At 62.3% G+C, this 25,905-nt stretch carries 23 protein-coding genes and 4 tRNA genes; 22 read left to right on the top strand and 5 right to left on the bottom strand.

Features of this window, described 5'->3' with window-relative positions; genetic code table 11:
* Positions 1–2 precede the first annotated feature (2 nt).
* From leuD to FBX99_RS15705, 19 genes are all read left to right on the top strand, one after another.
* Positions 3–647, top strand: coding sequence for a 3-isopropylmalate dehydratase small subunit (gene leuD / locus FBX99_RS15795; RefSeq protein ID WP_144930181.1), 645 nt, complete (start codon positions 3–5; stop codon positions 645–647).
* Positions 648–800: 153 nt separating this feature from the next.
* Positions 801–1,565, top strand: coding sequence for a class I SAM-dependent methyltransferase (locus FBX99_RS15790; protein WP_144930182.1), 765 nt, complete (start codon positions 801–803; stop codon positions 1,563–1,565).
* Positions 1,566–1,628: 63 nt separating this feature from the next.
* Positions 1,629–2,711: a 3-isopropylmalate dehydrogenase gene (gene leuB / locus FBX99_RS15785; protein WP_144930183.1), complete on the top strand. Its 1,083-nt coding sequence runs from the start codon at positions 1,629–1,631 to the stop codon at positions 2,709–2,711.
* 54 nt (positions 2,712–2,765) lie between these two features.
* Positions 2,766–3,878 carry an aspartate-semialdehyde dehydrogenase gene (asd, locus tag FBX99_RS15780; RefSeq protein WP_024779161.1) on the top strand — a complete coding sequence of 371 codons (1,113 nt, stop codon included), beginning with the start codon at positions 2,766–2,768 and terminating at the stop codon, positions 3,876–3,878.
* 296 nt (positions 3,879–4,174) lie between these two features.
* Positions 4,175–5,185, top strand: a complete 1,011-nt coding sequence (locus FBX99_RS15775; protein ID WP_144930184.1) for an aspartate-semialdehyde dehydrogenase — start codon at positions 4,175–4,177, stop codon at positions 5,183–5,185.
* A gap of 210 nt (positions 5,186–5,395) precedes the next feature.
* Positions 5,396–7,990: a FimV/HubP family polar landmark protein gene (locus FBX99_RS15770; protein ID WP_145131971.1), complete on the top strand. Its 2,595-nt coding sequence runs from the start codon at positions 5,396–5,398 to the stop codon at positions 7,988–7,990.
* A gap of 282 nt (positions 7,991–8,272) precedes the next feature.
* Entirely contained in the window at positions 8,273–9,097 is an 825-nt protein-coding gene (gene truA, locus FBX99_RS15765) for a tRNA pseudouridine(38-40) synthase TruA (protein ID WP_144930197.1), read from the top strand.
* Between the two features lie 62 nt (positions 9,098–9,159).
* The gene (locus tag FBX99_RS15760; protein WP_144930186.1) at positions 9,160–9,792 is read left to right on the top strand and encodes a phosphoribosylanthranilate isomerase; all 633 of its coding nucleotides are present in this window, start codon (positions 9,160–9,162) and stop codon (positions 9,790–9,792) included.
* 257 nt (positions 9,793–10,049) lie between these two features.
* A complete protein-coding gene (accD, locus tag FBX99_RS15755) occupies positions 10,050–10,970 on the top strand; it encodes an acetyl-CoA carboxylase, carboxyltransferase subunit beta (protein ID WP_024779156.1) in 921 nt (306 codons plus the stop codon).
* Positions 10,967–12,274 (top strand): bifunctional tetrahydrofolate synthase/dihydrofolate synthase, encoded by a 1,308-nt coding sequence (gene folC, locus FBX99_RS15750; protein ID WP_144930187.1) that lies wholly within the window; start codon positions 10,967–10,969, stop codon positions 12,272–12,274. The genes accD and folC overlap by 4 nt, the downstream gene beginning before the upstream one ends.
* Positions 12,258–12,920, top strand: coding sequence for an SPOR domain-containing protein (locus FBX99_RS15745; protein ID WP_047700580.1), 663 nt, complete (start codon positions 12,258–12,260; stop codon positions 12,918–12,920). The genes folC and FBX99_RS15745 overlap by 17 nt, the downstream gene beginning before the upstream one ends.
* A gap of 92 nt (positions 12,921–13,012) precedes the next feature.
* Complete coding sequence (locus tag FBX99_RS15740) at positions 13,013–13,573, top strand: CvpA family protein (protein ID WP_144930188.1); 561 nt, start codon at positions 13,013–13,015, stop codon at positions 13,571–13,573.
* A 41-nt stretch (positions 13,574–13,614) separates the two neighbouring features.
* Positions 13,615–15,120, top strand: a complete 1,506-nt coding sequence (gene purF / locus FBX99_RS15735; protein WP_144930189.1) for an amidophosphoribosyltransferase — start codon at positions 13,615–13,617, stop codon at positions 15,118–15,120.
* 58 nt (positions 15,121–15,178) lie between these two features.
* A complete protein-coding gene (locus FBX99_RS15730; RefSeq protein ID WP_145131969.1) occupies positions 15,179–16,390 on the top strand; it encodes an O-succinylhomoserine sulfhydrylase in 1,212 nt (403 codons plus the stop codon).
* Positions 16,387–17,160, top strand: a complete 774-nt coding sequence (locus FBX99_RS15725; RefSeq protein WP_047700584.1) for an SDR family oxidoreductase — start codon at positions 16,387–16,389, stop codon at positions 17,158–17,160. Before FBX99_RS15730 ends, FBX99_RS15725 begins: the two co-directional genes overlap by 4 nt.
* 166 nt (positions 17,161–17,326) lie before the next feature.
* Positions 17,327–17,402, top strand: a tRNA-Val gene (locus tag FBX99_RS15720).
* A gap of 58 nt (positions 17,403–17,460) precedes the next feature.
* Positions 17,461–17,537: transfer RNA gene (locus tag FBX99_RS15715), tRNA-Asp, on the top strand.
* Between the two features lie 87 nt (positions 17,538–17,624).
* Positions 17,625–17,701: transfer RNA gene (locus FBX99_RS15710), tRNA-Asp, on the top strand.
* A 290-nt stretch (positions 17,702–17,991) separates the two neighbouring features.
* Entirely contained in the window at positions 17,992–20,043 is a 2,052-nt protein-coding gene (locus tag FBX99_RS15705; RefSeq protein ID WP_145131967.1) for a pyridoxamine 5'-phosphate oxidase family protein, read from the top strand.
* A gap of 19 nt (positions 20,044–20,062) precedes the next feature.
* Here FBX99_RS15705 and FBX99_RS15700 read toward each other — a convergent pair whose 3' ends face one another.
* On the bottom strand, positions 20,063–21,409 hold the full coding sequence (locus FBX99_RS15700) for a PLP-dependent aminotransferase family protein (protein WP_145131965.1): 1,347 nt from the start codon (positions 21,407–21,409) through the stop codon (positions 20,063–20,065).
* Positions 21,410–21,558: 149 nt separating this feature from the next.
* On the opposite strand from FBX99_RS15700, the gene FBX99_RS15695 reads away from it, so the two are divergent.
* Both FBX99_RS15695 and FBX99_RS15690 read left to right on the top strand, forming a co-directional pair.
* Positions 21,559–22,188: a LysE family translocator gene (locus FBX99_RS15695; protein ID WP_145131963.1), complete on the top strand. Its 630-nt coding sequence runs from the start codon at positions 21,559–21,561 to the stop codon at positions 22,186–22,188.
* 41 nt (positions 22,189–22,229) lie between these two features.
* Positions 22,230–23,093, top strand: a complete 864-nt coding sequence (locus FBX99_RS15690) for a PhzF family phenazine biosynthesis protein (protein WP_145131961.1) — start codon at positions 22,230–22,232, stop codon at positions 23,091–23,093.
* Between the two features lie 39 nt (positions 23,094–23,132).
* Here FBX99_RS15690 and FBX99_RS15685 read toward each other — a convergent pair whose 3' ends face one another.
* Positions 23,133–24,416, bottom strand: coding sequence for an FAD-binding oxidoreductase (locus FBX99_RS15685; RefSeq protein ID WP_145131959.1), 1,284 nt, complete (start codon positions 24,414–24,416; stop codon positions 23,133–23,135).
* A 184-nt stretch (positions 24,417–24,600) separates the two neighbouring features.
* Here FBX99_RS15685 and FBX99_RS15680 point away from each other — a divergent pair.
* Positions 24,601–24,677 (top strand) — tRNA-Val (locus tag FBX99_RS15680).
* Positions 24,678–24,775: 98 nt separating this feature from the next.
* Here the strand turns inward: FBX99_RS15680 and FBX99_RS15675 are convergent.
* The 3 genes from FBX99_RS15675 to FBX99_RS15665 all read right to left on the bottom strand — a co-directional run bounded on the left by FBX99_RS15675 (position 24,776) and on the right by FBX99_RS15665 (position 25,752).
* On the bottom strand, positions 24,776–24,931 hold the full coding sequence (locus FBX99_RS15675; RefSeq protein ID WP_256664066.1) for a hypothetical protein: 156 nt from the start codon (positions 24,929–24,931) through the stop codon (positions 24,776–24,778).
* 256 nt (positions 24,932–25,187) lie between these two features.
* Positions 25,188–25,475, bottom strand: a complete 288-nt coding sequence (locus FBX99_RS15670; protein WP_145131957.1) for a type II toxin-antitoxin system RelE/ParE family toxin — start codon at positions 25,473–25,475, stop codon at positions 25,188–25,190.
* Complete coding sequence (locus tag FBX99_RS15665; RefSeq protein ID WP_145131955.1) at positions 25,465–25,752, bottom strand: type II toxin-antitoxin system Phd/YefM family antitoxin; 288 nt, start codon at positions 25,750–25,752, stop codon at positions 25,465–25,467. The genes FBX99_RS15670 and FBX99_RS15665 overlap by 11 nt, the downstream gene beginning before the upstream one ends.
* Between the last annotated feature and the right edge of the window lie 153 nt (positions 25,753–25,905).

Below are 25,905 nucleotides of genomic sequence, written 5' to 3'. Positions count from 1 at the left end.
GCATGAAAGCTTTTACCCAGCACACTGGTCTTGTCGCGCCTCTGGATCGTGCCAACGTCGACACCGACCAGATCATTCCCAAGCAATTTCTGAAGTCCATCAAGCGCACCGGCTTCGGTCCGAACCTGTTCGACGAATGGCGTTACCTGGATGTGGGCCAACCCTACCAGGACAACTCGAAGCGGCCGCTGAACAAGGACTTCGTGCTCAACGCCGAGCGCTACCAGGGCGCCAGCGTGCTGCTGGCCCGGGAGAACTTCGGTTGCGGTTCGAGCCGCGAACACGCGCCATGGGCGCTTGAAGAATACGGCTTTCGCAGCATCATCGCGCCGAGCTACGCCGACATCTTCTTCAACAACAGCTTCAAGAACGGTTTGCTGCCGATCATCCTCAGCGACGCAGAAGTGGACGAGCTGTTCCAGCAGGTCGAGATCAACCCGGGTTATCAGCTGCAGATCGACCTGGCAGCCCAGACCGTGACCCGTCCCGACGGTAAGGTGCTGAGCTTCGAGATCGATGCGTTTCGCAAACATTGCCTGCTCAACGGCCTGGACGACATCGGCCTGACGTTGCAGGACGGCGACGCGATTGCGGCGTTCGAAGCGAAGCATCGGGCGAGCCAGCCCTGGTTGTTTCGCGATGCTTGATTGACTTGAGATCGATGTGAGTAGTGCCGGCCTCTTCGCGAGCAAGCCCGCTCCCACAGGGTTTGTGAGCACCGCTGATCCAATGTGGGAGCGGGCTTGCTCGCGAAGGCGGCAGTACTGACACAACAAGGCCATACCCCAAAAGGACATCCTATGACCAGCACCGCCCACAGTCAGGTTGTACAAAAGCAATTCGGTGAACAGGCTTCGGCCTATCTGAGCAGTGCCGTGCACGCCCAGGGCGCCGAGTTCGCGCTGCTACAGGCTGCCTTGACCGGTCGTGGCGATGCCCGGGTGCTGGACCTGGGTTGCGGCGCCGGCCACGTGAGTTTTCACGTGGCGCCGCTGGCCGGTGACGTGGTGGCCTATGACCTGTCCCGGCAGATGCTCGATGTCGTGGCGGCAGCCGCAGCGGAGCGTGGCCTGGGCAATATCACCACGGTCTGTGGTGCCGCCGAGCGCCTGCCGTTCGCCGACGCCGAGTTCGACTTCGTGTTCAGCCGCTATTCGGCGCATCATTGGGGCGACCTGGGTGTGGCGTTGCGGGAAGTGCGTCGGGTGCTCAAGCCGGGCGGCGTGGCGGCATTCATTGATGTACTGTCGCCGGGCATGCCGTTGCTGGACACCTACCTGCAAAGCGTCGAGGTGCTGCGCGACACCAGTCATGTGCGCGATTATTCGGCTGCGCAGTGGCTGCGCCAGGTCAGCGAGGCGGGGTTGCAGGTGACCAGCACCTCTCGCCAGCGCCTGCGCCTGGAATACCGCTCCTGGGTCGAGCGCATGCGTACGCCCGAGGTGATGCGCGGGGCGATACTCGCGCTGCAGCGCTCGATGGGCGATGAAGTGCGTGAATATTTCGAGATTGAGGCCGATGGTTCTTTCAGTACGGATGTACTGGTGCTGTGGGCCGAGCGATAGCCTTTTTCCCGGCCTGTCAGGCAGTAGAAAACCTGGCGCGCCGGTACAACAAACGAGGAAAGCATGAGCAAGCAGATTCTGATTCTCCCCGGCGACGGCATTGGTCCGGAAATCATGGCCGAAGCGGTCAAGGTCCTGGAGCTGGCGAACGACAAGTACGGCCTGGGCTTCGAACTCAGCCACGACGTGATCGGCGGCGCGGCCATCGACAAGCACGGCGTGCCCCTGGCCGATGAGACCCTGGACCGTGCCCGTGCTGCCGATGCCGTGCTGCTGGGAGCCGTGGGTGGCCCGAAATGGGACAAGATCGAGCGCGACATTCGCCCCGAGCGCGGCCTGCTGAAGATTCGCGCCCAATTGGGCCTGTTCGGCAACCTGCGTCCGGCGATCCTCTATCCGCAACTGGCCGACGCGTCGAGCCTGAAGCCGGAAATCGTTTCGGGCCTGGACATCCTCATCGTCCGTGAACTGACCGGGGGTATCTATTTCGGTACCCCGCGCGGTACCCGCGAGCTGGATAATGGCGAACGCCAGGCCTACGACACCTTGCCGTACAGCGAGAGCGAAATCCGCCGTATCGCCCGGGTCGGCTTCGACATGGCCCGCGTGCGCGGCAAGAAGCTGTGTTCGGTGGACAAGGCCAACGTGCTGGCGTCCAGCCAACTGTGGCGTGAAGTGGTCGAGCAGGTGGCCAAGGATTACCCGGATGTCGAATTGAGTCACATGTACGTCGACAACGCCGCCATGCAACTGGTACGCGCACCGAAGCAGTTCGACGTGATCGTCACTGACAACATGTTCGGCGACATCCTGTCCGACGAAGCGTCGATGCTCACCGGCTCCATCGGCATGCTGCCGTCGGCCTCCCTGGATGCCAACAACAAAGGCATGTACGAGCCGTGCCACGGTTCGGCACCGGACATCGCCGGGCAGGGCATTGCCAACCCGTTGGCGACCATCCTGTCGGTGTCGATGATGCTGCGCTACAGCTTCAACCTCACCGACGCCGCCGACGCCATTGAAAAGGCCGTCAGCGTGGTGTTGGACCAGGGTTTGCGCACCGGCGACATCTGGTCGGCCGGTTGTACCAAAGTCGGTACGCAGCAAATGGGCGACGCGGTAGTCGCCGCGCTGCGGAATCTGTAATCTCTCCGGTCCACCGCTTCGACGGTGGCCCACTTTTGTATAGGTGCAGTTGCGATGAAACGTGTAGGTCTGATCGGTTGGCGGGGCATGGTCGGTTCCGTGCTCATGCAGCGAATGCTGGAAGAGCAGGATTTCGATCTCATCGAGCCGGTGTTCTTCACCACTTCCAATGTCGGTGGCCAGGGTCCGTCCGTGGGCAAGGATACCGGTGCACTCAAGGATGCCTACAGCATTGAAGAGCTCAAGACCCTCGATGTGATCCTGACGTGCCAGGGCGGCGACTACACCAGCGAAGTCTTCCCGAAGCTGCGCGAGGCCGGCTGGCAGGGCTACTGGATCGACGCCGCTTCCAGCCTGCGCATGCAGGACGACGCGGTGATCATCCTCGACCCGGTCAACCGCAAGGTCATCGACCAGCAACTGGATGCCGGCACCAAGAACTACATCGGTGGCAACTGCACCGTCAGCCTGATGCTGATGGGCCTGGGCGGCCTGTTCGAAGCCGGTCTGGTGGAATGGATGAGCGCCATGACCTACCAGGCGGCTTCCGGTGCCGGCGCGCAGAACATGCGCGAGCTGATCAAGCAGATGGGCGCGACCCACGCGGCCGTCGCCGATGACCTGGCCAACCCGGCCAGCGCCATCCTGGACATCGATCGCAAGGTTGCTGAGGCGATGCGCAGCGATGCCTACCCGACCGAAAACTTCGGTGTGCCGCTGGCCGGCAGCCTGATCCCATGGATCGACAAGGAGCTGCCGAACGGCCAGAGCCGCGAAGAGTGGAAGGCCCAGGCCGAAACCAACAAGATCCTCGGTCGCTTCAAGAGCCCGATCCCGGTGGATGGCATTTGCGTGCGCATCGGCGCCATGCGCTGCCACAGCCAGGCGCTGACCATCAAGCTGAACAAGGACGTGCCGATCGCCGACATCGAAGGGCTGATCAGCCAGCACAACCCTTGGGTCAAGCTGGTGCCGAACAACCGCGAAACCAGCATGCAGGAGCTGAGCCCGACCAAGGTCACCGGTACCCTGAACGTGCCGGTGGGACGCCTGCGCAAGCTGAACATGGGGTCGCAGTTCGTCGGTGCCTTCACCGTCGGCGACCAACTGCTGTGGGGCGCGGCCGAACCGCTGCGTCGCATGCTGCGGATCTTGCTCGAGCGTTGATCGATTGCTGTTGTGAAAGAACCCGTGCCTTGTGAGAGGTGCGGGTTTTTTTATGACCGTAGACATACGCGTCCTTGTGGGAGCGGGCTTGCTCGCGAAGATGGAGGCACATTCAAAGCCCATACAAACTGACATGCCGCTTTCGCGAGCAAGCCCGCTCCCACAGGTTGTGTGCTTACCGCAGATAGCCTGCTCGCGATGGCGCCAGTCCATCCACCACAAATCCTCCGTCAATTGCGTGGCCGCCAACCACCCGGTAAAGTGCCGCTCCCCACGCATTACCCGAGGTAGACCCCATGAGCCAGTCCTTTGACATTGCCGTGATCGGCGCCACCGGTACGGTCGGCGAAACCCTCGTCCAGATTCTCGAAGAGCGGGATTTTCCCGTCGGCAACCTGCACCTGCTGGCCAGTAGTGAGTCGGCGGGCAGTTCGGTGATGTTCCGCAACAAAAACGTGCGGGTACGAGAAGTCGACGCGTTCGATTTCAGCAAAGTGCAACTGGTGTTCTTCGCTGCCGGCCCGGCGGTCACTCTGAGTTTCGCGCCGCGTGCCACCGCCGCCGGTTGCGCCCTCATCGATCTGTCCGGTGCCCTGCCGCCGGAACAGGCCCCGCAGATCGTGCCGGAAGCCAACGCCCAGGCGCTGGCGGGCCTTGGCAAACCGTTCCAGGTCAGTAGCCCGAGTGCATCGGCCATCGCACTGGCTGTGGCGCTGGCTCCGTTGCGTGAGTGCCTGGATATGCAACGCATCAGCCTGACCGCCAGCCTCGCCGTGTCCGCCCAGGGCCGTGTCGCCGTAACCGAGTTGGCGCGCCAGACCACCGAATTGCTCAACGCCCGTCCGTTGGAGCCGACCTTCTTCGACCGGCAGATAGCATTCAACCTGCTGGCCCAGGTCGGCGCCCCGGATGAGCAGGGCCATACGCAGCTGGAAAAGCGCCTGGTGCGTGAGTTGCGCCAAGTGCTGGATCAACCTTTGTTAAAGATTTCCGTAACTTGCATTCAAGCCCCGGTGTTTTTCGGCGATAGCTTTAGCGTGACCGTGCAGTCTGCGAACGCTGTCGACCTGAAGAAAGTCAACGCAACCCTGGAAGCGGCCGCCGGCATCGAGCTGGTGGAGGCGGGCGACTACCCGACGCCAGTCGGCGATGCGGTGGGCCAGGACGTGGTTTATGTGGGGCGTGTGCGCGGTGGTGTCGATGACCCGGCGGAACTGAATATGTGGCTGACGACGGATAACGTACGCAAGGGCGCGGCACTCAACGCAGTGCAGGTGGCGGAGTTGTTGATAAAAGACCTGCTGTAAAAGATACTTGGCAACAATTTGTCGAATGATTCTAGCCGGGCGCTATGCTTGGCCTGGACGCTGAAGGCGAAAAGCTCCCGCTAGGGACGTTCCCGGGCCTGAGTAGAAACGATCGTGTGCCCCGTCCTGCGGGGATGCGTGAAATGCCTAGCGGCAGCGACATCAATACCTTCTCGCTGGCCGAGGAATGTTCAAACAAAGGAAGAGGCTATGGTTCAAGTTCGCAAACTGGTGTTAGCAATAGCGGCCGCCTCGGCGCTGTCCTCCGGTATGGCGCAAGCGCTCGGGCTCGGGGAATTGACCCTGAAGTCGACGCCGAACCAGCCCCTGGTCGCGGAGATCGAGCTGCTCGATGTCCAGCAATTGACCGCTGCCGAAGTCGTGCCGAGCCTGGCCTCGCCCGAGGATTTCGCCAAGGCCGGCGTACCCCGCCAGGCGTTTCTCAATGACCTGGCTTTCACCCCGGTGATCAATGCCAATGGCAAGAGCGTTCTGCGGGTGACTTCCAGCCGGCCGCTGTCCGAGCCGCTGGTCAAGTTCCTTGTGCAAGTGATGTGGCCCAACGGTCGCCTGCTGCGTGACTACAGCGTACTGGTCGACCCGTCCAAGTTCTCGCCCCAGGCTGCCGAGGCCGCCCGACCGAAACCGCCCCAGGTGGTGTCGACGCCGGTCACTGGCGCCACCAAGTCGTCCCAGTACACCACCACTCCGCGCGATACCCTCTGGGAAATCGCCGCCAAGGCCCGCAACGGCGGGTCGGTCCAGCAGACCATGCTGGCGATCCAGGCGCTGAACCCACACGCTTTCATCGACGGCAATATCAACCTGCTCAAAACCGGCCAGGTCCTGCGCCTGCCAGACCCGGTGCAGAGCACCGCGTTGCCGCAACCCCAGGCCATCGCCGAAGTGGCTGCGCAGAACGCCGCCTGGCGTCAGGGACGCCAGGGCCGTGCGACTGCGGCACCGGGTCGCCAGCAACTGGACGCGACCAAGCGCGGCCAGGGTGAGGCCGTACCGGCACAGACCGCTGGCCGCGATAACCTTAGTCTGGTGACGGCGGAGTCTGCGAAGGCAGGCAAGGGCAAAGGGGCTGCCGGCGATGCCCAGGCCCTGAGCAACAAGCTCGCGGTTACCCAGGAAAGCCTCGACTCGGCTCGTCGCGACAACGAAGAACTGAAAAGCCGCATGGCGGACCTGCAGAGTCAGTTGGACAAGCTGCAGCGCCTGATCGAGCTGAAGAATAATCAACTGGCGAAGATGCAGGCCGAAGGTGCCGCGGTTCCACCGGCCAGCGAGACGCCGCCGGCAATGTCGGCGCAGTTGACGCCCGCACCATCGGCACAGGTCCCAGCGCCTGCGCCGCCAGTGGCGCCTGAAGCGACGACCCCCGAGGCGGCACCTGCGGCTGCTCCGGCCGAGGCCCCGGCGGTATCCAACGAGCAGAAGTACAACGACTTGTTGACCAACCCGATCCTGCTCGGCTTGATTGGCGGAGGTGTGTTGGTCCTGCTGTTGCTGCTGTTGCTGCTCGCCCGCCGCCGCAAGGCCCAGCAAGAAGCCGAGAAACACCTGCGCATGGCCCGAGCCCTTGAGGAGGAGGCCGACTTCTCCCCGGAGCTCGATCTGCCCCCGAGCAGCTTCGAGGGCATTGAAGTACCGGCGCCAAGTGTAAAGCTCGATCCTAAGCCAGCCCCTGCGCCGGCCCCCAAGCCCGTTCCCCGGCCGGCCCCTGTGGTCGCGCCGGTAATGGTCTCGCCGCCTATTGCCGCGCCATTGGTCGCCCCGGCCGCCGATCGCTTCGACGACGTGCTGGGCCAGGCCCAGGCCCACATCGATCGCGGTCGCTTGAACCAGGCCGCCGATCAGCTCGAACAGGGCATCAAGGCCGAGCCACAGCGCAGCGACCTGCGCCTGAAGTTGATGGAGGTCTACGGCCTGCAAGGCGACCGCGACGCATTTATCGCCCAGGAACGTCAATTGGTGGCCAATGGTGAAAACTTCGCCCAGGTCGAGCAGCTCAAGAGCCGCTTCCCGGCCATGGTGGTTGCCACCAGCGCCACCCTGGCCGCGGCGGCGGTGGCTGCCGAGCTGGACGCCCAGTACGTCAAGGAGTTGCTGGAAGAAACGCCGGCCACCAATGAGGAACTGGACAGCGCCTTCGACCTGAGCCTGGATGACCTGGAGAACACGCCGACGGCGCCGGCACCTGAGCCGGTACCGGAGTTGGATGCGTTCCCGATGGACGACGATCTGAGCTTCGAATCGGTGCTCAAGCAGCAGACCGAAGCCAACGAAAGCCTGGACGATCTGTCGGAGTTCGACCTGGACCTGGGTGCCGATGCTCCGGCACCGGCCCTGGACGACGAGGATTTCCTGCTGGACCTGGGCGACGATCTCAAGGGCCTGGACGAGCCTGCAGCCGACACCTCGGCCTTGCTCGACACTCCAGCCGACGATCTCGAGCTGCCGGCGGATTTCGATCTGTCCCTGGCCGACGAAATGGACGCGCCGAAGGATCCCTTCGAATCCGAGCTGGACGATGTCAACGCCGAGCTGGATCGCCTGTCCGACAGCCTGGGTCAGCCATCCTTCACGGCGGAAGACGCCCTGGCCAGTGTCGAAGACGAGCCGGACTTCGACTTCCTCAGCGGCACCAATGAAGTGGCGACCAAGCTGGATCTGGCCCAGGCCTACATCGACATGGGCGACCACGACGGTGCCCGGGATATCCTCGGTGAAGTCCTCAGCGAAGGCGATGCCACCCAGAAGAGCGAAGCGCAGGAGATGCTCGCGCGTCTGGTGTAAAACTTGGGTTCAGACGCAATCCTGTGGGAGCGGGCTTGCTCGCGAAGGCGGTGTATCAGGCTGCATCAATGCTGGCTGTGCCACCGTTTCGCGTGCAAGCCCGCTCCCACAGGGCCTTGTGAGCGTCGCAAATCCCCTGTGGGAGCGAGCCTGCTCGCGATGAGGCCAGCACCGGATCGACGGTTGCACTGGCATCCCCTCCAACCCGCCTTATAATGCCCGCCTTTGCGTACCTCAGCAGGCTGTAATTCCTTGGCAAACATAGACAACCCGGCCGCCGAAATGGCGGCTGACGGCTTTTTCCGGATCGCCTTGGGCGTTGAATACAAAGGCTCGCGCTATCGCGGCTGGCAGCGCCAGGCCTCCGGTGTCGCGACCGTGCAGGAAACCCTTGAAAACGCGCTGTCCAAAGTCGCCGATTCACCCGTGTCGCTGCACTGTGCCGGGCGCACCGATGCCGGTGTGCATGCCTGCGGCCAGGTAGTGCATTTCGACACCCAGGTCGAACGTTCGATGAAGGCCTGGGTCATGGGGGCCAACATCAATCTGCCCCATGACGTCAGCGTCAGCTGGGCCAAAGTGATGCCGGCGCATTTCCATGCACGCTTCAAGGCCATCGCCCGGCGTTATCGCTATGTGATCTACAACGACCAGATCCGTCCGGCGCACTTGAACGAAGAGGTCACCTGGAACCACCGTCCGCTGGATGTCGAGCGTATGGCCGAAGCTGCGCAGTACCTGGTCGGGGTTCATGATTTCAGCGCCTTTCGCGCCGGCCAGTGCCAGGCCAAGTCGCCGATCAAGGAGCTGCATCACCTGCGTGTGACCCGTCACGGCAAAATGATTGTGCTCGACGTCCGCGCCAGTGCATTCCTGCACCACATGGTGCGCAACATCGCCGGCGTGCTGATGACCATCGGTGCCGGTGAGCGACCGGTGGAGTGGGTCAAGGAAGTGCTCGACAGCCGCATCCGCCGCTCCGGAGGCGTGACGGCGCATCCGTTTGGCTTGTACCTGGTGCAGGTTGAATACCGCGACGAGTTCGAACTGCCAGAGCGTTACATCGGGCCACATTTCCTCACCGGCTTCGCGGAACTCGACGGCTGACGGCCCCCGCTGCATTTGCTACCATCCGGAACTTTCACGGATTCAGCTGGGGTTTTGACAACATGTCGGTCGTTCGCAGCAAGATTTGCGGGATCACCCGCGTCGAGGACGCGCTGGCGGCTGTCGAGGCCGGTGCCGATGCCATCGGGCTGGTGTTCTATGCCAAGAGCCCGCGGGCGGTGACCGTGCAGCAGGCGAGGGCGATCATCCAGGCCTTGCCGCCGTTCGTGACTCCGGTCGGCCTGTTCGTCAACGCCAGCCGTTGCGAGCTGGGCGAGATACTCGATGCAGTGCCGCTGGGCCTGTTGCAGTTCCATGGCGACGAGAAGCCAGCCGATTGCGAAGGCTGGCACCGTCCCTATATCAAGGCGCTGCGGGTCAAGGCGGGGGATGATATCGCGGCTGCATGCGGGACGTTCGCCAGCGCCAGCGGCATTTTGCTGGACACTTATGTGGAGGGCGTTCCAGGTGGGACCGGTGAAGCGTTCGACTGGTCACTGGTGCCCCGCGGGCTGAGCAAGCCGATCATACTCGCCGGTGGCCTGACGGCCGACAACGTGGCCGAAGCGATTCGCCAGGTCCGTCCTTACGCGGTGGACGTGAGCGGCGGGGTGGAGCAGGGCAAGGGCATCAAGGATCCGGCCAGGATCCGGGCGTTCATGGCCGCTGTGCGCAGCAGCCAGCCGCCAATGTGACGGCTGGCAGACTGCCGCCGTCCATACCTGCACTGTACACAGCAGGCAGGCGCCGCCTCCGGGCGGGCCGATAGCGTAGTGGCAACCGCGGTGCAGCGGTTGCTGGAATGGTTGAGGAAGGTTGGGCTGCACGCAGGTCATGTCTGGCGCTGACCGTGGTGGCTTTTCGGCCCTCGCCGCACAATGAATTTAGCTCAAGGGCATACGCGGGGCCGCGAACCAGAGCGTTCGGGCCGCCGGTACTGGAGAAAGAAAGCATGAGCAACTGGTTGGTAGACAAACTGATCCCTTCGATCATGCGTTCCGAGGTGAAGAAAAGCTCGGTGCCTGAAGGTCTGTGGCACAAATGTCCATCCTGCGAAGCGGTGCTGTACCGTCCCGAGCTGGAAAAGACCCTGGACGTTTGCCCCAAGTGCAATCACCACATGCGCATTGGCGCGCGTGCCCGTATCGATATTTTCCTGGACGCCGAAGGCCGTGTTGAGCTGGGTGCGGACCTTGAGCCCGTGGATCGTCTGAAATTCCGCGACGGCAAGAAGTACAAGGATCGCCTGACCGCCGCCCAGAAGCAGACCGGCGAAAAAGACGCCCTGGTGTCCATGAGCGGCACCCTGCTGGGTATGCCGGTGGTGGTCTCGGCCTTCGAGTTCTCCTTCATGGGCGGTTCCATGGGCGCCATCGTCGGCGAGCGCTTCGTGCGCGCCGCCAACTATGCCCTGGAAAACCGTTGCCCGATGATCTGCTTCGCCGCTTCCGGCGGTGCGCGGATGCAGGAAGCGCTGATCTCGCTGATGCAGATGGCCAAGACCTCCGCTGTCCTGGCGCGTCTGCGCGAAGAAGGCCTGCCGTTCATCTCGGTGCTGACCGATCCGGTCTACGGCGGTGTCTCCGCCAGCCTGGCAATGCTGGGCGACGTGATCGTCGGCGAGCCGAAAGCCCTGATCGGCTTTGCCGGTCCACGCGTCATCGAGCAGACCGTGCGCGAAAAACTGCCGGAAGGCTTCCAGCGCAGTGAGTTCCTGCTGGAGCACGGTGCCATCGACATGATCATCCATCGCCAGGAACTGCGTCCGCGTCTGGGTAACCTGCTGGCGCAACTGATGGGCCTGCCGACGCCTCAGTACGTCGCCGCACCCATCGAGCCGATGGTGGTTCCGCCGGTGCCTGCCGGGCTATGACCGAACGCACCCTGGACGATTGGCTGGCCTATCTCGAACAATTGCATCCATCTGCCATCGATATGGGGCTGGAGCGCTCGCAAGCGGTCATGTCCCGCATGGGGCTGGGCAAGCCGGCGCCCCGGGTCATCACCGTCACCGGCACCAACGGCAAAGGCTCGACCTGTGCCTTCGTGGCCTCGCTGCTGCGGGCCCAGGGGCTGAGCGTCGGGGTCTACAGTTCGCCACACCTGCTGCGTTATAACGAGCGGGTGCAGGTCAACGGCATCGAAGCCGCCGATGCCGAGCTGTGCGAGGCGATCGCCGCGGTGGACGCCGGGCGGGGCGAGATCTCCCTCACGTATTTCGAGATGGGCACCCTGGCGGCCTTCTGGTTGTTCGCCCGTGCCGGCCTCGATGCCGTTGTGCTGGAAGTCGGCCTGGGTGGACGGCTGGACACGGTCAACCTGGTGGACGCGGACATCGCATTGGTCACCAGCATCGGCGTGGACCATGCCGATTACCTGGGCGATACCCGCGAATCCGTGGCTTTCGAGAAGGCCGGTATCTTTCGTCAGGGCGCGCCTGCGCTCTGTGGTGACCTCAATCCTCCGCAACCGCTGCTGGACAAAGTCCGGGAGCTGGCCTGTCCGTTTTTCCTGCGGGGACGGGATTTCGACCTGGCAATGACCGAGCTGCATTGGCAATGGCGCGGTAGCGACCTGCAGGGGCGTCCGGTGGAGTTGCACGACCTGCCGCAGCTGGATCTGCCAATGGAGAACGCCGCGCTGGCGCTCCAGGCTTACCTGCTGATGGGATTGCCGTGGGACGCCGGGCAAATCGTCGAAGCATTGCAGGCGACTCGCGTCGTCGGTCGTCTCGATCGGCGCCAGTTCCAATGGCAGGGCAAGCGCCTGAACCTGTTGCTGGATGTCGGTCACAACCCCCATGCGGCTCAGTACCTGGCCGAGCGCCTGGCGCGGCGGCCGGTGGCAGGGCGGCGCCTGGCGGTGTTCGGACTGCTGTCCGACAAGGATCTGGATGGTGTGGTCGAGGCGCTGGATGCTAGTGTCCAGCACTGGGCGGTAACGCCCCTGAATTCGCCGCGCTCACGTCCTGCAGTTGAACTGCAGGCGGCCTTGCAACGCCGTGGCGCTTCGGTGGATGCTTACGGCAGTGTCGCTGCCGCGCTGGAAGGGCAGTGCGCCGTGGCAACGGCCGATGACGAAATCCTGTTGTTCGGATCATTTTTTTGTGTCGCCGAGGCCCTGCAATGGCTGGCCCGGCGCTCCACGGAGGAAGCTGCAGATGGCATTGCTGGATAAGGCATACAAGCAGCGCATGGTGGGGGCCCTGGTATTGGTGGCCCTGGCGGTGATTTTCCTGCCGATGCTGTTTTCCCGTCAGGACGAGCAACGCCAGGTCACGGTCGATGCACCTGCCGCGCCCCAGGCACCATCGGTTCCGCCTGTGCAGGTCGAGCCAGTGACGGTGCCCGAGCCGCAGGCGCTGCCCCAGGAGCCGGTCCCGAGCGACGAAGAACTGGCTGAGCAACCGGCCACGCCTTCTGCGCCGATCCCCGCGGCACCGGCTGTCTCGACCAAGCCCGCTGTCGCGCCAGCGCCAGCTCCTGTGCCGGCGACCCCGGCGGTCAAGCCCGCGCCGACGCAACCGATCACTGCGGCACCGACCAAGCCGGACACCAGCCAGAGTCGTGTGGACGCCAATGGCCTGTCGGTCAGTTGGTCCGTGCAACTGGCCAGCCTGACCAGTCGCGAAAGTGCGGAAAGCCTGCAGAAATCCCTGCGCAGCCAGGGCTACAACGCCTACATCCGTTCCGCCGATGGCAAGAACCGGGTGTTTGTCGGTCCGTTGATCGAGCGTGCCGAAGCCGACCGCCTGCGCGACCTGCTTGGCCGCCAGCAGAATCTCAAGGGTTTTGTGGTGCGTTTCCAGCCGGAGCGCGGCTAAGCGCCTGATTTTACTTACACTGATAATCGCAGCTTACCGACTGCCCTGGGCTCTGCTAAAATGCGCCGCCTTATCCGTCTGTAGGCTGCACCGTGCCATTTACCTGGGTTGACTGGGCGATCGTAGCGATCATCGCCATTTCCGCATTGATCAGTCTGAGCCGAGGCTTCGTCAAGGAAGCCCTCTCGCTGCTGACCTGGATCATCGCGGGAATCGTTGCCTGGATGTTTGGTGGCTCGCTGTCCCAGTACCTCGCCGGATACATCGAAACGCCGTCGGCTCGCGTGATCGCGGGCTGTGCCATCTTGTTTATCGCCACCTTGCTGGTCGGCGCAATGATCAACTATCTGATCGGCGAACTGATTCGCGTCACCGGGCTTTCCGGGACGGACCGGTTCCTGGGCATGGCCTTTGGCGCCGCGCGTGGCGCGTTGCTGGTGGTCGTGGCCGTCGGGCTGCTGAGCCTGGGGCCGGTACAACAGGATTCGTGGTGGCAGGAGTCCCGGCTCGTGCCACAATTTCTATTGGTCGCAGACTGGTCAAAAAACCTGATCCTGGGTTGGAGCAGTCAGTGGCTTGCCAGCGGTATCAGCGTACCCGCTGAAATACCGTTCAAGGAACACCTCTTGCCGCCGGCCAAAACGCCGCAGTGAGTGTTGTTCAGTTCAGATCCATTAAGTAGGGGTTGCGTCGCATGTGTGGCATCGTCGGTATCGTCGGTAAGTCGAACGTCAATCAGGCGCTGTATGACGCGCTAACCGTGCTCCAGCACCGCGGCCAGGACGCTGCCGGTATCGTGACCAGCCATGACGGCCGGTTATTCCTGCGCAAGGACAACGGTCTGGTACGTGACGTGTTCCACCAGCGTCACATGCAGCGCCTGGTCGGCCACATGGGCATCGGCCATGTGCGCTACCCGACGGCGGGCAGTTCGACCTCGGCCGAAGCCCAGCCGTTCTACGTCAACTCGCCGTATGGCATCACCCTGGCGCACAACGGCAACCTGACCAACGTCGAGCAGTTGGCCAAGGAAATCTACGAATCCGACCTGCGCCACGTCAACACCAGTTCCGACTCGGAAGTGATGCTCAACGTGTTCGCCCACGAGCTGGCCCAGCGTGGCAAGCTGCAGCCGACCGAAGAGGATGTGTTCGCCGCCGTGACCGACGTGCATAACCGCTGTGTTGGTGGCTACTCGGTGGTGGCGATGGTCACCGGCTACGGTATCGTCGGTTTCCGCGACCCCCACGGCATTCGTCCTATCGTCTTCGGCCAGCGTCACACCGACGAAGGCGTCGAGTACATGATCGCCTCCGAAAGCGTGTCCCTGGACGTGCTGGGCTTCACCCTGATTCGCGACCTGGCCCCGGGCGAAGCGGTCTACATCACTGAAGACGGCAAGTTGTTCACCCGCCAGTGCGCGACCAATCCGAGCCTCACGCCGTGCATCTTCGAACACGTCTACCTGGCGCGCCCCGACTCGATCATCGACGGTATCTCGGTCTACAAGGCGCGCCTGCGTATGGGTGAGAAACTGGCCGAGAAGATCCTGCGCGAGCGTCCGGATCATGACATCGACGTGGTCATCCCGATTCCGGACACCAGCCGCACCGCGGCCCTGGAACTGGCGAACCACCTGGGCGTCAAGTTCCGCGAAGGCTTCGTGAAGAACCGCTACATCGGCCGCACCTTCATCATGCCGGGCCAGGCTGCACGGAAAAAATCCGTGCGCCAGAAACTCAACGCCATCGAGCTGGAATTCCGCGGCAAGAACGTGATGCTGGTGGATGACTCCATCGTGCGTGGCACCACCTGCAAGCAGATCATCCAGATGGCCCGCGAAGCCGGCGCCAAGAACGTGTACTTCTGCTCCGCGGCCCCGGCCGTGCGCTACCCGAATGTCTACGGCATCGACATGCCGAGTGCCCATGAGTTGATCGCTCATAACCGCACCACCCAGGAAGTCGCCGACCTGATCGGTGCCGACTGGCTGATCTACCAGGACCTGCCGGACTTGATCGAGGCCGTGGGTGGCGGCAAGATCAAGATCGAACAGTTCGACTGTGCGGTGTTCGACGGCAAGTACGTCACCGGCGATATCGACGAGGCCTACCTGAACAAGATCGAAAGCGCCCGCAACGATGCGTCCAAGGCCAAGACCCAGGCGGTCAGCGCGATCATCGATCTGTACAACAACTAAAGTGACGAACCGGCCCTGAGGGGCCGGTTTGCGTTTGACCGATTGCAGGAGTGACAGCATGAGTCAGGATTGGGATGCCGGTCGGCTGGACAGCGACCTTGAAGGCGTAGCGTTCGACACCCTGGCGGTTCGCGCCGGGCAGCACCGCACGCCGGAAGCCGAACACGGCGATCCGATGTTCTTCACCTCCAGCTACGTGTTCCGTACCGCGGCCGACGCGGCGGCGCGGTTCGCCGGTGAAGTACCGGGCAATGTCTACTCGCGCTACACCAACCCCACCGTGCGCGCTTTCGAAGAGCGTATCGCCGCGCTGGAAGGGGCTGAGCAGGCAGTTGCTACTGCCACTGGCATGGCGGCGATCATGGCCGTGGTGATGAGCCTGTGCAGCGCCGGTGATCATGTGCTGGTATCGCGCAGTGTCTTCGGCTCGACCATCAGCCTGTTCGAAAAGTACTTCAAGCGCTTCGGCGTGGAAGTCGATTACGTGGCCCTGGCGGATCTGTCCGGTTGGGATGCGGCGATCAAGGCCAACACCAAATTGCTGTTCGTCGAATCGCCGTCCAACCCCTTGGCCGAACTGGTGGACATTGCCGCGTTGGCGGAAATTGCCCACGCCAAGGGCGCCATGCTGGTGGTCGACAACTGTTTCTGCACCCCGGCGCTGCAACAACCACTGAAACTGGGCGCGGACGTGGTGGTGCATTCAGCCACCAAGTTCATCGACGGCCAGGGCCGTTGCATGGGCGGCGTGGTGGCCGGTCGTAGCGAGCAGATGAAAGAGGTGGTGGGCTTCCTACGCACCGCCGGACCGACCCTCAGCCCATTCAACGCCTGGGTTTTCCTCAAGGGCCTGGAAACCCTGGGCCTGCGCATGAAAGCCCACTGTGCCAATGCCCAGGCTCTGGCCGAGTGGCTGGAGCAGCAGGACGGCATCGAGAAAGTCCATTACGCCGGACTCAAGAGCCACCCGCAGCACGACCTGGCCCTGCGCCAGCAGCGCGGTTTCGGCGCCGTGGTGAGCTTCGAGGTCAAGGGAGGCAAGGAGGGCGCCTGGCGCTTCATCGATGCTACCCGGCTGGTGTCCATCACCGCCAACCTGGGCGACAGCAAGACCACCATCACCCACCCGAGCACCACCTCCCACGGCCGTCTGTCGCCGCAGGAACGTGAAGCGGCGGGGATCCGCGACAGCCTGATCCGCGTTGCGGTGGGCCTGGAAGACGTGGCCGACCTGCAAGCCGACCTGGCGCGTGGCTTGGCGGCCTTGTGATCGAGCTGGCAACGCCGCCCAGCGGCACCCATGGCCGGGTTGCACTGGTGACGGGCGCTGCCCGGGGCATTGGCCTGGGCATCGCCGCCTGGCTGATCTGTGAAGGCTGGCAAGTGGTCCTGACCGACCTGGATCGCGAGCGCGGCTCCAAGGTGGCCAGGACGTTGGGTGATAACGCCTGGTTCATCGCCATGGACGTAGCGGACGAAGCCCAGGTCGCCACCGGAATTGCCGAGGTGCTGGGTCAGTTCGGCCGGCTCGATGCGCTGGTGTGCAACGCGGCCATTGCCGACCCGCACAACATTACCCTCGAAAGCCTTGACCTGGCCCACTGGAATCGGGTCCTGGCGGTGAACCTCGGCGGGCCGATGCTGCTGGCCAAGCATTGTGCGCCTTACCTGCGTGCCCACAACGGCGCCATCGTCAACCTGGCCTCGACCCGTGCCGCGCAGTCGGAGCCCGATACCGAAGCCTATGCCGCGAGCAAAGGTGGGCTGCTGGCGCTGACCCATGCCTTGGCGATCAGCCTCGGGCCGGAAATCCGGGTCAACGCCGTCAGCCCTGGCTGGATCGACGCACGGGACCCGTCCCAGCGCCGAGCAGAGCCGTTGACCGACGCCGACCATGCCCAGCATCCGGCGGGTAGGGTGGGCACAGTAGAGGATGTGGCGGCGATGGTGGCGTGGCTGTTGTCGCGCAACGCCGGTTTCGTCACGGGCCAGGAGTTCGTGGTGGACGGCGGCATGACCAAGAAAATGATCTATGAATGAAAGCAGCTTCAAGCCGCAAGCTGCGAGCTGCAAGTAAGAGCGGGGAGGTAGGCTTTTGACTTGCAACTTGAAGCTTGCCGCTCGACGCTGTTTTTGAAAAAAAACCAATCCTGCTATTGACTTAGCTTCGGCACCTGCGTAAATTTCGCGGCCTCAGCGAAGCAAAGGGTGATTAGCTCAGCCGGGAGAGCGTCTGCCTTACAAGCAGAATGTCGGCGGTTCGATCCCGTCATCACCCACCACGTTCCATGAGAGTCTTGCGAAAGCAGGACGGAAGCTGTCAAAAGCCTCCACCGACGCGCAGCGGTAGTTCAGTCGGTTAGAATACCGGCCTGTCACGCCGGGGGTCGCGGGTTCGAGTCCCGTCCGCTGCGCCATATTTTCCGAGTCAGGTCCGCCTGGTTCGAGATCAAGCCCAAGGGGTTGATCAGACGAGTCAAATGGACGCAAGTCCACAGCGATACGCAGCGGTAGTTCAGTCGGTTAGAATACCGGCCTGTCACGCCGGGGGTCGCGGGTTCGAGTCCCGTCCGCTGCGCCATATCTGCTTCGAGGCCCACTGAACGCCTTGAAGCCAGGAAGAAAGCCGAAACGCCTCTTCTGATCGATAGCAAAGACCCTGGTCGAAAGACCGGGGTTTTTTGTTTCTGCAATTCAGAGCACGCCTGCGATCATTCCAGTTTCTGAAAAAGTGGATTGTAATTTGTGCGGATTCCGTCGCAGGAGCATCGGAGGGATTATGAGCGCTCACGCTCACCTCCGCAGGGGGTGAAAGAACCCTGACCGTAGCCGCTGGCGCGAATTGTCGTCGCGTGCGCGAGGTGACCTCGAATGGATAAAGTCTCGACTTCGCAACCTTCCCCTTGGCATGAGGGTGAATTGACTTTGCAACGCGCAGTCGGTGCGGTCGACATGATGGTGGGTGTCGGCCAACGACAACTGGCCCGCTCGTGGATGCCGGACCAACATCGTGAGTTCTATGCCCAGTTGCCCTTCGTAGTACTGGGAACTGTCGATCGGCAAGGCGATGTATGGGCGACGATTCGCACGGGACAACCGGGCTTCATGAATTCCCCCACGCCGGAACGCCTGCATATCAGCCTCCCGCCGCAGCCCGACGACCCGGCCCAGGAAGGCATGCAGCAGGGCGATGCCATCGGCATGCTCGGCATCGAGCTGCATACCCGTCGACGTAACCGCATGAATGGCAACGTACTGCGCCAGTCGGATGAGGGTATTGAAATCGCCGTGACCCAGGCCTACGGCAATTGCCCGCGCTACATCAATCTGCGCCAGTACGCCTTCGTCGATGAGGCGGCGGGCGCCGTGCTTGAGTTGACCTGCGCGGACCCGCAGGTGCGTCGCATGGTCACCGCTGCCGACTCGTTCTACGTCGCGACCTACGTCGTGCGCGACGGCCAGAACCAGGTCGATGCCTCGCATCGCGGCGGCAAGCCCGGTTTTGTGCGAATGGAAGCAGACGGGACGCTGACCATTCCGGACTTCTCCGGGAACCTGTTTTTCAACACCCTGGGCAACATCCTGCTGAACCCCCGGGCCGGTCTGGTATTCATCGACTTCCAGAGCGGTGACCTGTTGCAAATGAGCGGTTCAGCCGAGGTGCTGCTGGACAGCCCCGAAATTGCCGCGTTCCAGGGCGCCGAGCGGCTATGGCGCTTCAAGCCACAGCGTGTTGTCTACCGTCAGGCCGCAATCCCGTTGCGTTGGACGGACAGGGCCGAGGGAGCCTCACCCAACTCGATGATGACGGGCAGTTGGGAGCAGGCGGCGGAGCGTTTGCAGGCCGAAGCCTTGCGCAGCCACTGGCGCTCGATGCGGGTGGAGCGCATCGTGGATGAGAGTCGCGGTATTCGCTCGTTCTATCTACAGGCCAGTGATGGCGCTGGCTTGCCCGGATTTGAACCGGGGCAGCACCTGCCTGTGCGGGTTCGGTTGGAAGGGCTGCAGGCGCCGGCCATCCGCACCTACAGTGTGTCCAGTTCACCGTCGGACGAATTCTTGCGCATCAGTGTCAAACGCGACGGCTCGGTGTCTTCGCATCTGCATGATCGGATTCAAGTCGGGGACCAGATCGAAGCCCGGGCGCCCCAAGGGGATTTCACCGTCCAGGCCTCCGAACGGCGTCCATTGGTATTGCTGGCCGCGGGGGTTGGCATTACACCGTTGCTGTCGATGCTGCGCGAAGTGGTCTATCAAGGGAAACGCATCAATCGCATGCGGCCGACGTGGCTGATACAAAGCAGCCGTTCAGTCGCCGACCTGGCCTTTCGCGATGAGATCGACGAGCTGGTGGCCCGGGCGGGGGACAAGATCAAGGTCCTGCGTGTGATCAGTCAGCCACCCATCGACGGTTCGGCCGACCGCTACGACAGGGCCGGCCGCATCGATGTCGAACTGCTCAAGACCTTGCTCCCGCTGAATGACTACGACTACTACCTGTGCGGGCCGGGGAGCTTTACCCAGGCGCTGTACGATGGGCTGCGCGCATTGCGCATTCCGGATGATCGCATCCACGCGGAAACCTTCGGCCCGTCTACGCTGGTTCGTGACATTGAAGTCAGCGTGCCAGCGGCCGAACAGGTGCCCATGGCCGATGAAGCGGTGAAAGTCCTGTTCGCCACCTCGGGCAAGGAAGCGCGCTGGGAACCCGGTGCCGGGACGTTGCTCGAACTGGCGGAAGCACGGGGCCTGAATCCGGAGTTCAGTTGCCGCGGAGGTTCCTGCGGCACCTGCAAGACCCGGCTGAGCAGTGGCCAAGTGCATTACCTGAACACGCCGGCGCAACGATTGGAGGCTGATGAGGTGTTGATCTGTTGCGCAGTGCCGGCGCAGGGGAGTGAGACGTTGATACTGGACGTTTGAGGCGGTTGGAGGTGTTCGCTCAATCGGGTGCCTTCAGCAAGTTCGACAGGCGGGTCAGCCCCTGGGTCAACTCCTCGAAAGATGGCCCCCCAAGACACAGGCGAATGCCAGTCATCGGCTCATCGCGATCCACCATCAGCGATTCTGGTGCCGTCACCCTGATGCCCGCCTGTGCCGCCGCCTTGGTGAAGGAATCAGCGGCGTCGCGGGGCATCGGTAGCCAGATGTGATAAGCGTCCGGATGCGAAACGAGTGCGGCCTCGTCGAGCAATGCGGTGGCGAGGCTTGTCCTGCGTCGCGCTTCGTGACGCAAGTCCTGCTGGATTGAAGCGATCACGCCGTTGGACAACCAGTCCTCTACCACGGCGCAGGACAATGGCGACGGGCCCAGGGGAATATCCTGCAAGGCTTCCTGCGCGGCACCGTGCAATTCGGCGGGCAGGGTGAGCATGCCGATCCTCAACCCGGGGCCGAGGGATTTGGACAGACCGTTGACGTGCAACACCCTCTCGGGCGCCAGCGTCGCAAGGGCAGGTAATGGCGCAGATCCCAGCGCATAGACACCATCTTCGATGATCCACGCACCCGCTTGTCGACAGACCTCGACAATAGCCTGCCGTCGCGCCGCACTCATCGTCGCCGTGGTGGGGTTGTGAAGCGTAGGGGTGAGATAGACCACTTTGCTGGCAGTCGTTGCGAGACGGTCGAGGGCGTGCACGAGAGCCTCCGGCAGCATGCCTTGCGCATCGATCTCGACCCCCTGCATCTGATGGCCTTTGCGCCGGGCCAGGGCAATCGCGCCGGGATAGGTGAGGCGTTCGGTCAGGATCACTCCGTGGGGGCCGCAGGCGAGATCGAAAGCCAGCGAAATGGCCTGGCGGGCATTGCCCGTCAGCACCAGATGGGACGGTTCGACCACGATGCCGAGGGTTTCCAGCCAACGGGCCAACAGGCGACGATGTTCCAGATGACCGGCGGGAGGTGAGTACAGATTGAGATGGTCGGCGTCGATCTTGCGCGCGATCCCCGTCAAGGTCCGCGCCAGGAGGCGGCTCGTCAACATGGCGGGCGGCACGTTGGATGAAAGATCGATCAGCCGCTGCTCGTGTGCCTGCAGGATGGCCACGAACGTTGCCCGACCCTTGACGCTGCGCACCAGCCCCCGCCGTTCCAGGGCAGCATAGGCTTTGGTCACCGTACCCAGCCCGATCCCCAGTTGCCAGGCGAGCTGCCGATGGGCGGGGAGACGGTCGCCACTTTGCAATCGGCCTTCAACGATGTCGTCGGCCAGGGCGCACACCAGGCGTTCAGATGCGCTCGCGTCGATGTCCGCAAGGCGAGGTGTCCAGGGCGATTGAAGGTGCATTGTGGTACCCGTTGAACGAATAGTGTCGCGTGACACTATTTCAATAGTCATGAAGTGTCACGCGCATTATGGTGCTTGCGGAACAACGGTTCAGTTGTTCGGAACGACGGAAACGCCGCGCGTCCCGGACGCCTCTTGAGGACATTCCAATGCTCGATCATTCGGTCATGCTCGCCTTTGGCAGCTACATCCTTGCCGCCGCCAGCCCGGGCCCGAGCAATATGGCGATCATGGGCGTGGCGATGCGCGACGGGCGCTCCCACGCCTTGGTCCTGGCATCCGGCGTCATGACCGGTTCACTCTTATGGGCATTCCTGGCGGCGACGGGCATCTGCGCATTGTTGGCCGCTTATGCCCAGGCGCTTTTCATCATCAAGGCGGTGGGCGGGGCCTATTTGCTCTACCTGGCGATGCGCGCGGGCAAGGCTGCCATGGCATCGACACACGACAGCGCCGGTGCGGTTGCCGGGCGGGAGGCTCGGCGTTATCTGCCTCTGTACCGCCAGGGCGTGCTCATGCACATCGGCAACCCCAAGGCCATCATGTCCTGGATGGCGATCATGTCGCTCGGGCTCCGTGAAGATGCACCAGCCGGCACCTTACCTGCGATCATCGGCGGTTGTGCCTTGCTCGGCATCATCATCTTCGGCGGCTACGCCATCGTGTTTTCGACGGCCAGGATGATCGCCGGCTACACCCGGCTGCGGCGTTGGATTCAAGGGCTTTTCTCTGCATTGTTCGCGGTCGCGGGATTGAAGCTTCTCCTGTCCTCCCATTGATTTCTGCATTTTGAAGCCCAGGAAAACGAAGGGAGGATGCCTTGGAACCTGTGATTCAAATCATCGACGTGTTTGGCGCCGAGCCGTTCTCCGGCAACCCACTGGCCGTGGTGATGGGGGCCGACGCGCTGGAGACTGCTGGCATGCAACGGCTGGCCCGCTGGTTCAACCTGTCGGAAACGGCCTTCGTGTTATCGCCGACGCACCCGGACGCGGATTACCGGGTCAGGATCTTTTCGTTGGAGCGGGAGTTGCCGTTTGCCGGGCACCCGACATTGGGAAGTTGCCATGCCTGGCTTTCGACTGGCAGCAAACCCATGAATGAGGTGCACATTGTCCAGGAGTGCGGCGCTGGGCTCGTGGTCATTCGTCGTGATCAAGGCCGGCTTCGCTTTGCCGCTCCTGCGTTGATTCGCTCCGGAACTCCGTCAGGGGAAGAGTTGAGCGAGGCATTACAACTGCTGCGGATAGAACCGTGCGACGTTGTCGATGCGGCCTGGGTCGATAATGGTCCCGGATGGCTGGGCATCCGACTGGCCTCGGCCGAGCAAGTCCTGGCCCTGCAAGCAGCACAGAACTGGCCGCGCAGAATCGACGTTGGCGTGATCGGGCCGCATTCCAGTGGTGATACGGCTTTCGAGGTCCGGGCCTTTTTCAGCAACCACCTGGGCGCCATCGTTGAAGACCCGGTCACGGGCAGCCTGAATGCCTCGCTGGCCCAGTGGCTGTTCGAGACCGGCCTGGTTGAGCAGGCCTATGTTGCAGCTCAAGGCACCCGTCTCGGTCGCAAAGGGCGCATCCATGTGCGTCGCGATGACGCCGGCCAGGTCTGGATTGGCGGTGAAACGCGCACTCAGGTTGAGGGGAGGTTACAGGGGCTTTTTGAACATCAGCCCCTTGATTGAGCGGCCCCATCCATCACGTGGGGCCGCCGAGTGCGGGTTTCACACCCCAAGCTTGTCCCGCAATCCGTAATACCATGCGCCCAACGCAGCGAAGGGCGTGCGCAATAACTGGCCACCAGGGAAAGGGTAGTGGGGCAGGTCGGCAAACGCATCGAAACGCTCGGCCTGGCCGCGCAGTGCCTCGGCCAGCACCTTGCCCGCCAGATGCGTATAAGTCACGCCATGGCCGCTGCAGCCCTGGGAATAGTAGATGTTGTCCCCCAGGCGCCCGACCTGCGGAAGACGCGACAAGGTCAGCAGGAAGTTTCCGGTCCAGGCGTAATCGATCTTCACATTCTTGAGTTGCGGGAACGCCTTGAGCATCTTCGGCTGGATGATCGCTTCGATGTTCGCCGGATCCCTCGCGCCATACACCACGCCACCGCCGAAGATCAGGCGTTTGTCGCCCGTCAGCCGGTAGTAGTCGAGCAGGTAGTTGCAATCCTCGACACAATAATCCTGGGGCAGGAGGCTATGAGCCAAATCGTCACCCAACGGCTCGGTCGTGATCACCTGCGTGCCGCAAGGCATGGACTTGGCCGCCAGCTCCGGCACCAGGTTGCCCAGATAGGCATTACCGGCCACGATAATGAACTTGGCCCTGACCTTGCCCTGCGGCGTATGCACCACCGGGCTGGCACCGCGCTCGATGCGCACCGCCGGCGACTGTTCATAAATCACCCCACCCAGGGACTCCACGGCCGCCGCCTCACCCAGTGCCAAATTGAGCGGATGGATGTGCCCGCCGCTCATGTCCAGCATGCCGCCGACATATTGATCGCACGCCACCACCTCGCGGATACGCCGCTGATCCAACAGCTCCAGCTGGGTATGGCCGAAGCGCTCCCATAAACGCTTCTGCGACTCCAGATGGCCCATCTGTTTAGCTGTAAGAGCCGCGAATACACCGCCGTCCTTCAGGTCGCACTGAATCTGATACTTCGCCACCCGCTCGCGAATGATCCGCCCACCCTCGAACGCCATATTACCCAGCAACTGTGCCTGCTGCGGGCCGACACTGCGCTCGATCACATCAATGTCGCGGCTATAGCTGTTGACGATCTGCCCGCCATTGCGGCCCGAAGCGCCAAACCCCACCTTGGCGGCCTCGAGAATCGTGACCTTGAAACCGTTCTCCAGCAAAAACAGGGCAGAGGACAGGCCGGTATAGCCTGCGCCGATCACGCACACATCAGTCTCGATGTCATCCTGCAGGGCCGGGCGGGGCGGCACCGGGTTGGCCGACGCGGCGTAATAGGACGCTGGATAAGGTGTGTTCGCCATTCTGCAACCTCTGTTTTATATTTTTTACGAGTGCGCAGATCCTACCCGAGATAAAAATCGGCCGCCAGCCACCCCCAAAATCTCCATCCCTTGGGGGAAATTAAATATTTTGCATATTCATAGGGTTAGGTGAAAAAAAGGTGTTGACACCCCTTCGGAATTCCGTAGAATGCCGCCTCACAGCAGGCACGTAGCTCAGTTGGTTAGAGCACCACCTTGACATGGTGGGGGTCGTTGGTTCGAGTCCAATCGCGCCTACCAAACAAAATCCGCTCTGCTGGGCGGTCTAGAGGGGTTACCGGAAACGGTAACCCCTTTTTGCTTTCTGCGATTTGCAAAACTTTTGCAAAACCCCCACCTCAGAACGCCAATTCGGCGCTCACCTCAACATAGTCGATCGTCTTGTCGCCGTGTCCGTCCTGGCAGTGCTTCGTCATCTTCTCGTTTGCGTGACCCATCGAGGCCTGGATGTATTCCAGCGGAAAATTCTGCTGCTCATAGAGCCAGGCGTCCAAAGCGCGGGTCCCATGAAAAATAGGGCGCTCTCCAGCCGGGACATGATGATGCCGAAAAGAAATAAGTTCTGCAGTACGCTGAATGGGAAAGGATGACCGTCTACCTGAATATCAATGCCAAGGTACTCGACGATGTCATTAGAACGCGGTTGTAACTAGTGTTGAGCGATGAGGTCCTCCCGAGCTTCTCAAGCCACAGGGAGAAACTTAATCCCCCCGTCAAAGCCCGGCCCAGCGTCGGGCTTCCTGTATCGGTCTACCGATTCTTGGCCGAGTCGTACACGCTGCTTCGTTCCCGTTTGCCGACTGCCAGCACCAGGATAACAATCCTTTTATCCTCAACGCGGTATACAAGCCGGTAACCCGCGCCGCGTAATTTGATCTTGTAGCAATCTTTCATGCCGTGAAGTGCATCACCTGGCACTCGCGGCCCCGCCTGCCGTTCCTGGAGCTTTCGCAAGAACTGAAGGCGAATGGTGCCGTCGAGCTTTCGCAGTTCTTTCAGGGCTTTCGGATCCCACTCGACTCCGTACTCAACGGCCATTGGCGATATCTGCCTCGGCCTCGCCAATGAGATCGTCGAGAGATACGCGAACAGGTGTTTCGTTGGCGTCGATCCGTGCCTTGACCAAATGTACGAGTTCCAATTCGTCCAGGCGCTCGACCATCGCCTCGTAGACAGCGGCCGGGACCATGTAGCCCATAACTCGGTTGTGGTTCAGTACGGCCACGGGCAAGCCGTTGGCACCGTTTAAGACGGAGGAGGGATTTTTCTTGAGCTCGGATACGCTGACGGCCACATCGGCCAGAATATTTTGCATAGATCAGACTCCTATATAGGTCTTTATTCTGGTCATTTTGTGTTGGGGGGGCAAGTGCTGTTGCCGCTGACCGAAAACTGACCCAGTGGGGATGCGGACAAAAACTTGGACTGGTTATGCCGCGAAGCCCAGGCTCTCACGATACTCAACGGG

It is taken from the genome of Pseudomonas sp. SJZ074 (assembly GCF_007828215.1).
Classification (GTDB): Bacteria; Pseudomonadota; Gammaproteobacteria; order Pseudomonadales; family Pseudomonadaceae; genus Aquipseudomonas.
Note: the sequence above shows the minus strand (reverse complement) of the source record. Positions and strands in the feature narration are given on the sequence as shown.